General features: G+C 54.7%; 5 protein-coding genes. 2 read left to right on the top strand and 3 right to left on the bottom strand.

Annotated elements, in window-relative coordinates; translation table 11 throughout:
* Positions 1 to 38 precede the first annotated feature (38 nt).
* On the top strand, positions 39 to 2,537 hold the full coding sequence (locus Q371_RS25695; protein WP_051964168.1) for an HD domain-containing phosphohydrolase: 2,499 nt from the start codon (positions 39 to 41) through the stop codon (positions 2,535 to 2,537).
* Here Q371_RS25695 and Q371_RS12190 read toward each other — a convergent pair.
* A complete protein-coding gene (locus Q371_RS12190; RefSeq protein ID WP_051964171.1) occupies positions 2,524 to 2,880 on the bottom strand; it encodes a response regulator transcription factor in 357 nt (118 codons plus the stop codon). The two genes, Q371_RS25695 and Q371_RS12190, sit on opposite strands and share 14 nt — an antisense overlap.
* A 407-nt stretch (positions 2,881 to 3,287) precedes the next feature.
* Between Q371_RS12190 and Q371_RS25700 the strand changes: the two genes are divergently transcribed.
* Positions 3,288 to 5,576, top strand: a complete 2,289-nt coding sequence (locus tag Q371_RS25700; RefSeq protein ID WP_051964174.1) for an HD domain-containing phosphohydrolase — start codon at positions 3,288 to 3,290, stop codon at positions 5,574 to 5,576.
* A 58-nt stretch (positions 5,577 to 5,634) separates the two neighbouring features.
* On the opposite strand, the gene Q371_RS12200 is transcribed toward Q371_RS25700, so the two are convergent.
* Complete coding sequence (locus tag Q371_RS12200; protein ID WP_034340947.1) at positions 5,635 to 7,377, bottom strand: hypothetical protein; 1,743 nt, start codon at positions 7,375 to 7,377, stop codon at positions 5,635 to 5,637.
* A 105-nt stretch (positions 7,378 to 7,482) separates the two neighbouring features.
* Positions 7,483 to 8,673, bottom strand: a complete 1,191-nt coding sequence (locus Q371_RS12205; RefSeq protein WP_169743836.1) for an ROK family transcriptional regulator — start codon at positions 8,671 to 8,673, stop codon at positions 7,483 to 7,485.
* Positions 8,674 to 8,855 lie beyond the last annotated feature (182 nt).

Below are 8,855 nucleotides of genomic sequence, written 5' to 3' on the forward strand. Positions count from 1 at the left end.
TTTCCCCTTCCCCATCAAGATTCGCCCAAGAGGCCCAAATGATTCCCCAACCCGAGATGACCCCTGCTTTGTTTCAGACCCCTGCTCCAAAAGAACACATGTTGTTGCTCTTGAAGCGGCTGATGCAGGCCCTGAATGGCACTGCTGCGTGGTTGTGTGTTCAAGAGGCTCAGGTTGCCTCCTTGAGCATCGTGTGTGCAGTCGGACAAAACCACAACCCACCTATGGACTGGGTGCCGTTTCCAGAGCCCGCCCCACCTCTGGAATTCAGGATTCAACCGGGTACAGGGCATCCTTTGCAAAGGTCAGGACACTTGCTGGCAGCGGTGCATCTGCAATCAGGTGCCGTGTTCGTGTCCAGCCCAGATGCTTTTCGGACAGATGGATTCACCCTCAAAAAAGTCCAGCGGATCTTGATGGCGTTGCAAGCCCATGTGCATCCCCAGACTGCTTTGAGCCTTCCACCCTCCACACCAGAGCTGTTTCAAACCATGCTGGAGCACTTGCCAGATCCCGTGTTGCTTTGTGATCCGGTGAGAAATGAACTCCACCTCAGGTACATGAATCCTGCAGCACAGGGCTTTGGTGGAAACCGTGCTGGTCCATCCAAAACCCTGCTCGAATTTCTGGCAGTGGTTTGCGACCACAAGCCCGACCGTTTGCTGAAAAAATTGGCTCAGGGTGAAGCCTTTCAGACCACATTCACAGCCCATTGCGTGCTGGGGAATCCGCTCTGGGTGCAGGCGCAGGGTCAAATCTTGCCTGACGACCTGTGGCTCCTCACCTTCAAAGACGTGACCTTTCAAACGTTGCAGCAGCAGGCCATCGAACGCAGCAGGCAAGCCTCGGGCTTGATTTTTCAGCAGTCCCAGCATCCCATGTGGATTTACCGGATGGAAGACCAGCGCATTTTGCAGGCCAATGGTGCAGCCCTGAAATGGTTTGGCTGCAGCCTCGAACAGATGTTGCAAGGGACCAACAACGACCTGCCGAACACGGAAAACGTTCAGGTGCCGTTGCTGTTCAATCAGGAAGAAACGGTACTGGTGATGGTGACCCAGACCTCCAAACCCCTGCCAGAGGATCACCTCAGACGGGCCGAGCATGTTTTGCAGCGCATTGCCAACAATTCTCTGTCCCTGATTGCCATGTTCAATGCCCGCAATGAGCCCCTGTCTTTTTCGCCCAGTTGCGAAGACATCCTTGGACACAACGGACCTGAGTTGATGGCTCTGGGTTGGGATGTCTGTCACCCAGCAGACACCGAACTGCTCAAACAACAGCTCTGGGAAGCGGTGGTGTCCCACAAAGACAGCTTTCAGGCCGAACACCGTTTGAAACACCGCAATGGAAGCTGGCGCTGGATGAGCACCTCATTCAGTTTGCTCCATGACCTGCAAGGCCATTACTCGGGGTTTGTGGCCTCCAGCATTGACATCACCGAACAGCGGGTCACCCAACAGGAACTCAGCAACGCGCTGGAACAAACCCGCCAGATGGTGCGCCTGACTGCCGAATTGGAGCACGCCGCCGACCTGACCGGCGTGATGGACGTGGTGCTGACCCAGAGGCTGGACTGCCTGCCCTTCGATTACGGTTTGTTTGTGCGTTTCCGTGGTCAGGGTTATGAAATCAAACACCCCACCCGTCTGCAAGGCAAAACCTTTACCGAAATGCTCAAAGAACACATCGACCACCTGCAAAATCAGCCTTTTCAGGAGGTTTTGCAAGGCAACCCGATGGTTTACAGCACCATCGAACGGTGGTTCCGCCCATGCGCTTTGCAGGAGGCTTTGCATCCCCATGATGTGCTGGTGCTTCCCGTGCTTTTGAACGAAAACCTGTATGGAACGCTGGTGTTGGGATTCAACCAGACCTTTCACATCCAGCACCACACCCTGGAGTTGCTGAACGCCATTCGGGACCGGGCCAGCCATGTGTCAGAACGCATGCTCCATCTGGAACAGATTTCAGAAAGCCGTGAGGAGACTTTGCGCACCCTCGGGATGGCTCTGGAGTACCGCGATTACGAAACCAAAGGCCACACCGACCGGGTGGTGGACCTCTCACTCAAACTCGGAGAACGACTGGGCCTCAATGCAAAAGAAATGGACGCCCTGAGGTGGGGCGCTTACCTGCACGACACTGGCAAAATTGCCATCCCGGACCACATTCTGCTCAAGCCTGCCAAACTCACCCGAGAAGAATTCGAACAGGTGAAAAAACACAGCGAAATCGGGTTTGACATGCTGAAAAACATCCCGAACCTGCCCACTGAAACTTTAGAGGTGGTTCTGCACCACCATGAAAAATGGGATGGCAGCGGATACCCCAAAAACCTTCAGAAGCACGACATTCCCTATCTGGCCCGGATCTTCACTGTGGTGGATGTGTACGACGCTCTGGTGTCCAAACGGCCTTACAAAGAGCCCTTTGCGCATGAGGCGGCCCTGCAGGAGATCCAGAGCTGCTCGGGCAGCATGTTTGACCCCGAGGTGGTCGAGGTCTTTTTGAAGCTGGATTTCAAGCGCGTTTGAGCAACTTTTCGATCTGGCGCAGCAGTTCATGCACGTCGTAAGGTTTGGTCATGTAGAGGGTGGCCCCACTCCCCATGCCTGCAGATTGATCCGTGTGGCGGGCCAGAGCAGACAGCATGAGAACCGGCAACTCGGGGTGGGTTTCACGCAACAAGCGGGTGAATTCCAGGCCGGACATGCCGGGCAACATCACATCTGCAATCACCAGATCAGAGCCCTCAATCTGTCCGAGGGCGGCTTCTGCCGTTTCCGCCACCCGCACACCATAGCCCGAGAGGTCCAGCAACTCGTGCAGGACTTCACGGCTCAGGGGGTCGTCTTCAATCAACAAGATGGTGTGCATGGATTCATCATACAGGAGCACAATACATGTTCAAAAACATGAATGTCATTTGCTGACATTTCGTCAGGTGTGTCAAAACAAAATCACATTGCTGATTGTAGATCACAGGAGACGGTGTGCTTTCAGGTCTTCGTTCGGAAAAGTTCACAGTTTACGGTAGACAGTTGACAGCGAGAAGTGATTCTGAATTGCGCCAGAGAAGATCCGCCAAACTCATTTGCGCAACTGCATTATAGATGAAAACAAGGGCTTGTTTGTGTTTTGACCTTGAGAAAAGAGTCACACTTGGTCCATGAATGCCAAGTATCCTGTGCATTGAACTGTGGAGTACCATGGAAGCACATCCCCTTCCTCTTTGCCACAGATGTGCTGCACGTCCAGCAAAAACCACCATTGAGGAGACAACCATGGCCATGCAAATGGTGCTTCCCCACCTTTCCACCGCCTTAGAATTGGCCCTTGACTGGCCCAACCAATCCGAAGACAGTTTCGCTGAGATGTTCGCCCGGGCTTTGCATTGCAGCAAAGCCGCCATCTGGGTGCCTGACCCGCACCTCAGCGCAGGACACCTGATGCCTGTGGGCACTTTCGGGCTCACCCATGAGGAAAAAATGCTGGTCCAGCGCACCCGCCTGAACATGGAAGAGGACAAACTGGGAAAGCTGGCCGCCCGGACGCTCACCCTCACTTGGACCGAGCAGGTGTCTGAACTGGGTGTGCATGAGCAACAACTGATGGGGGCTTGCGAAATGGGCGCCCTGTACTGCTGTGCCCTGCCCTTCACCCACCAACCTCTGGGCCTGATTTATGCAGCGTCCAGCAGTGGTTATCACCCTGATTTTCAAGAACTGCAGAAAGCCGCAGAGGTGGTCCATGCCCTGACCCTCGGGTTGCAACGCCAGTTGCTGCTGCAAACCCCGAGTGCGACCGAATCCAAAGGCGTGCTGGTGATGCCCTCCAGCGAAGACCTCCTCCTGACCGCCCATGGAGAAAAAATCGTACAGGTCAACGATGCCTGCTTGCAGTTGCTCGGGTACACGCGGGAAGAACTCATCGGGCAGGACTACACACTGCTGGTGCACCCGGACGACCTTGCAGCCACCCTGAAAGCCGCTGAACTGCTCTCTTCTGAGGGGGAGGGTTTCATGTTCCAGAACCGTTGCATGCACCAGAATGGTCAGGTGCTGCACATCTCCTGGAGCTGGAAAACGGTGGGCCAAGAGGTGCAGGTGCGTGGACGCAACGTCACCCAGACGGTGCAAATGGAAGGGGCATTCCAGCAACTCTTTCAGACCAATCCGCAACCCATGTACATCTTTGATGAGCAGAGCTTGCAGTTTCTGGACGTCAATCAGGCCGCCCTGTACAAGTATGGCTACAGCCGTGAAGAATTTTTGAGCATGAACCTGCTGGACATCCGTCCTCCTTCCGAACGTGAAAAAGTGATGCACAACATCCGGCAACACCCCGAGGACCTGATCCCTGCCGATGACATCTGGCACCACATCACCCGCGACGGGGTGCGCCTGAAAGTGCTGATTTACCGCCACCGCCTGACCTACCACGGTCACCCCGCACAGATGGTGATGGTGGAAGATGTCACCGAGCAACTCGATGCCCGTCAGGACCTGCTGGAGGCCGCCCGCACCGCCCAGCAGGTGGTGCAACTGGCCCAGAGCCTGGAGAAAGCGGTTCATCCCCGTGAGGTGATCGAGTGCGCCATGCAGCACTTCAACACCGTGCTGGGCCTGTCCAGCAGTTGGTATCTGGAGGTGCAACGCGAGCAACTCTGGACCGTTCACGAAATGGGCGAACGCAAATTGCCCCTGAACCTCCTGCAAGACAGCCTGAAAACCCACCTGAGAAACCCGACGCATCTGCTGGGACACACCCTCTGGTTGTTCAATGCACTGACCGGGGCTTTGAAAGCCTACCAGCCCACCCGCATGCTGCCTTCACATCTGCTGTTGCTGGTCCCAGTGCTCCTGAACGGCAAGCTGATGGGATTGATGGTGCTCGGGGCCAACGAAGATGTGCTGAACTTCAATGAGCGCATCATTCACATTCTGGAGGCCGTCAAAGACCGCATTTCGCATGCGCTGGAACGCAGCACCCTGATCGAACAACTCACCCTCAGCCGTGAGGAGACCCTGCGCACCCTCGGGATGGCTCTGGAGTACCGGGATTACGAGACCAAAGGCCACACGGACCGGGTGGTGGACCTCTCGCTGAAACTGGGAGCACAACTGGGCCTCACGGAAAAAGAAATGAATGCCCTGAAATGGGGCGCTTACCTGCACGACACCGGAAAAATTGCCATCCCGGACCACATTCTCCTGAAGCCCGGAAAGCTCACCCCAGAGGAGTTCCGGCAAATCCAGCGGCACAGCGAAATCGGTTACGCCATGCTGAAAAACATCCCGAATTTGCCCATCGAAACTTTAGAGGTGGTCTTGCACCACCACGAAAAGTGGGATGGCAGCGGGTACCCCCTGCGCCTGAAATACCGCGACATTCCCAGACTGGCCCGGATTTTCACTGTTGCAGACGTGTATGACGCTCTGGTGTCCAAACGGCCCTACAAGGAGCCATTCACGCAGGAAGCCGCAGCGCAGGAGATCCAGAGGTGCTCTGGAAGCATGTTTGATCCTGAAGTGGTGGAAGCCTTTTTGCAGGTCATGCAGGCTTCCATTTGAATTGCAATACAAAAACACCCACAAAACCTGTGGGTGTTTTTGTTTCCAGAGGATCAAATCACTTCTTTTTGAGGGTGTACACGTCCACAAAGCCCTCCTGATGGGAAATGTACAGGGTGTCTTCCTTGCTGTTGAGTTCCACACCGGAAAGCCCGTAAGCCTTCACAACGTTTGTGGCAGCCGTGAGTTTGGCCGTGTTCCAGAGTTGCGCTTCGGTTTGTCCCTTGAGCACCAGAAACTGACCTGTGGGGCTCAAGGTGAGGGTGGAGGCTTGTGTGCCTGTCAGGACATTGCCCCACTTGCGGGTCTTGAAATCGTAAACAAAGAGTTTTCGGGTGTTGTTGGCCACCGCATACAGGCGGTTGTTTTTCACGTCATGCACAAGGTCGTACACGTCTTTGGCAGGAATGGTGATGTTGGTTTTGTCAAAGGTGTTTTTCTTGGGGTTGTACTGGTAAACGATGCCTTTGCCATCAAAAGCATAAGTGGCTTTGCTGGACACCGCCAGACCTTTCATGGCCTGCTTGCCCATCACCACACTCTTGCTGGTGGCTGGATCAAATTGCACCATCATGCCTTTGTCAGCGCGGAAGTAAAACTTGCCCTGCGCGGCTTTGGAATACACAGGAGGAGCATCAAAAGACAGCGAAACTTTTTGAGGTAACTTCACCACTTTGCCGGTTTTGGGGCTGTATCTGGACACCTGTGCACTGGTCAGGAACAGGTCATTGCCCACTTTGGAGAGCAGAAAAGCAGCCTGTTTTTGCAGCTCCAGATGTTTGGTCAGGGCACCGGTGCTGAGGTTCATGCTGGACAAGGCATGTGCACCATACTCATTGGTGTCCATCCAGAGGGTTTGACCATCAAGCAGCAAGGAGAAAATGCTCGGCGTGAAATCTTTTTTCCACATGCTTTTGCCCTGCAGGTCCAGCACCGTCATGAAAGTGGGACCAAAGTTGTAAACCGTGTTGGCATTCAGGGAAATGTAACCCCGATCAAAAGGCAATTTGATGGAGGTGCCTGCAGCCAGATCATGCAGGTACACAACGCCCTGTTGCACATAGGCCAGATGGCTCGGGTTGAGGTCCAGCACTGCATCTGCTTTCAGGCCTGCCACGGGCAGGGGAAACGGGGTGTCTTCATTGGTGAGAACGTTCAATTGATGCACCCCATCTTCCATCAGGTAACTGACAAAAGTACAGGTTTCATCGGTGTAGACCGCTGCAGCCGAAACAGGCAGATCCAGAGGCACCAGTTCATCGTCTTTCAGGTGGTAAAGGGTGCCTTCAGATTCCAGAAAGCCCCGGTCATCACAGAAGCGCACCACTTCCAGACCATCTTCGTTTTCAGATTCGGCCAATTCACCGGTTTCCACATCCATGAACTGGAAAGATTCATAACCCTGCAAGACCAGTTCACCATTGAGAAAACCCACTGCCTCGGGTTCTTCTTCCATCTCCACCGATTGCAATGTTTTGCCGGTTTGCAAATCCAAAATGCTGCAAGTGCTGGCCACACACAACCCGAGATGGCTTTCGGTGGAGTCAAACACCATGGGGGTGTACTCGTCATCTTCGTTGTTTTCCAGTTCCAATTTGACGTTTCCGGTGCTGCTTTCCACCAAACGAAGGCCCTTGGAGGTGCTGAGCACCATGTATTTTCCACTCGGGCTGTTGGAAACAAACGAAAGCCGCCCCTCACCCAGCGTTCTGGTTTTCACCAGTTGGTGGGTTTGTGCATGGGCGGTCAGGGCGGGAACACTCAGAAACAACAATACAGAGATTTTTTGTGCCAATTTCATACAGGCAACACCATACCATCAATCCTCATGGGGTTTTCATGCTGGATTCATGGTTTGTGGATGTCCTTCAAAGTCCAGATCAACCCAAAAAAGCCCACAGCACTGTCACTGTCCTCCCTTGAACAACACTCCAGTGGTCGGAGACACCCCAGAGAACAACGGCAAACTTGCTGCACCATAACAGGCGGCCTCGAAAGACAGGGCTGCCTGTTTGAGTTCAGAGTGACGCACCATTCCGGTCATGCGACGTTGCTCTGTGTGCACACGGATTTCCTGCAAGAGGCTTTCCAGCACCACATCAGGAAGACGTCCTCCCAGAAAGACCACCTCTGGATTCATCAGGTTTTCGAGGGTCACGATGCCCATGGCAAGGTATTGCCCGGCCTGTTTCAGCCACTTTTGAAGGGCAGGATGGTTTTGCTGGTGGAGGGCTTGCAGTTCACCGGGATGGGTGATGGTGATGCCTTCTTGTTCCAGCATGTCGTACAGGACCCCGAGCCCGGCATAGCGTTCAAGGCAACCTTTGCCCCCACAACTGCAAGGCAAGCCGTCCAATTCGACAGGAATGTGCCCGATTTCTCCGGTGTTGCCCCATCCACCCCCATAAGGTTGATTGGCCAGCAGCATCCCACCGCCAATGCCCACCCCAAAATAGATGTAGAAAAAGTCCTGATGCTCCCGTCCGGCCCCGTACCAGCGCTCTCCAATGGCTGCTGATGTGGCATCGTTTTCAAGGAAGAGGGGCAATTGAAAATGCTTGCCAAGCTCCTCGCGAAAAGCGAACCCGTCCCAGCCCGGAAAGTTTGCAGGAGAGAGCAACAAACCCCGATCTGCGTCCACAGGACCGGGCAGGGCCACCCCCACCCCCCAGATGCGCTCTGGTCGGATGCCCTCTGCGGTCCTGAATTGCTGGACCATCTCAGTGAGCAGCCTCAAGGTGGGCTCTGGTTGAGGGAATTTGATTTCATGGACCACCTTGTGCCGGACTTTGCCTTGCAGGTCCATGATCAGGCCCATCACATGGTCGCGGTCCAGATGCAGGCCAATGGAATACGCACCATTGGGGTCCAGTTGCAGTTCGACAGGAGGTTGACCCCTCCCACCATGCTTTTTCCCGAGGGCCTGCACAATCCCCAGTTCGGTGAGTTCAGTGACGATGTTGGAAACGGCTTGCAGGGTGAGCCCGGTTTTGCGGGCCACATCTGCTCTGGAGATGGGGGCGTGAAGGCGAATGGCTTCCAGCACCACCCGGCGGTTGTGGAGGCGGGCGTGTTCGAGGTTGGTGCCTGACAGCATGCTTTTCATTGTAACGGTTCAAAGTTGAACCAGGGTCAAGGTTCTCTGGCAGGTTTTGGACCTGACCTGTCAAGGTGTTGGAAATGGTTGACATTGGGCGAGGCATGCCTCGCCCCTACGAGCGGGACAACAATCTTCTGCCTTCTGCCTTCTGCCTTCTGCCTTCTGCCTTCTGCCTTCTG

This window comes from Deinococcus misasensis DSM 22328 (assembly GCF_000745915.1).
In the GTDB taxonomy this organism is placed as follows: Bacteria; Deinococcota; Deinococci; order Deinococcales; family Deinococcaceae; genus Deinococcus_C; species Deinococcus_C misasensis.

What these genes read in the sequence shown, in the direction of transcription:
- Q371_RS25695 (WP_051964168.1), top strand. Translation starts at nt 39, where the DNA reads ATGATTCCCCAACCCGAGATGACCCCTGCTTTGTTTCAGACCCCTGCT.
- Q371_RS12190 (WP_051964171.1), bottom strand. Translation starts at nt 2,880, where the DNA reads ATGCACACCATCTTGTTGATTGAAGACGACCCCCTGAGCCGTGAAGTC.
- Q371_RS25700 (WP_051964174.1), top strand. Translation starts at nt 3,288, where the DNA reads ATGGCCATGCAAATGGTGCTTCCCCACCTTTCCACCGCCTTAGAATTG.
- Q371_RS12200 (WP_034340947.1), bottom strand. Translation starts at nt 7,377, where the DNA reads ATGAAATTGGCACAAAAAATCTCTGTATTGTTGTTTCTGAGTGTTCCC.
- Q371_RS12205 (WP_169743836.1), bottom strand. Translation starts at nt 8,673, where the DNA reads ATGCTGTCAGGCACCAACCTCGAACACGCCCGCCTCCACAACCGCCGG.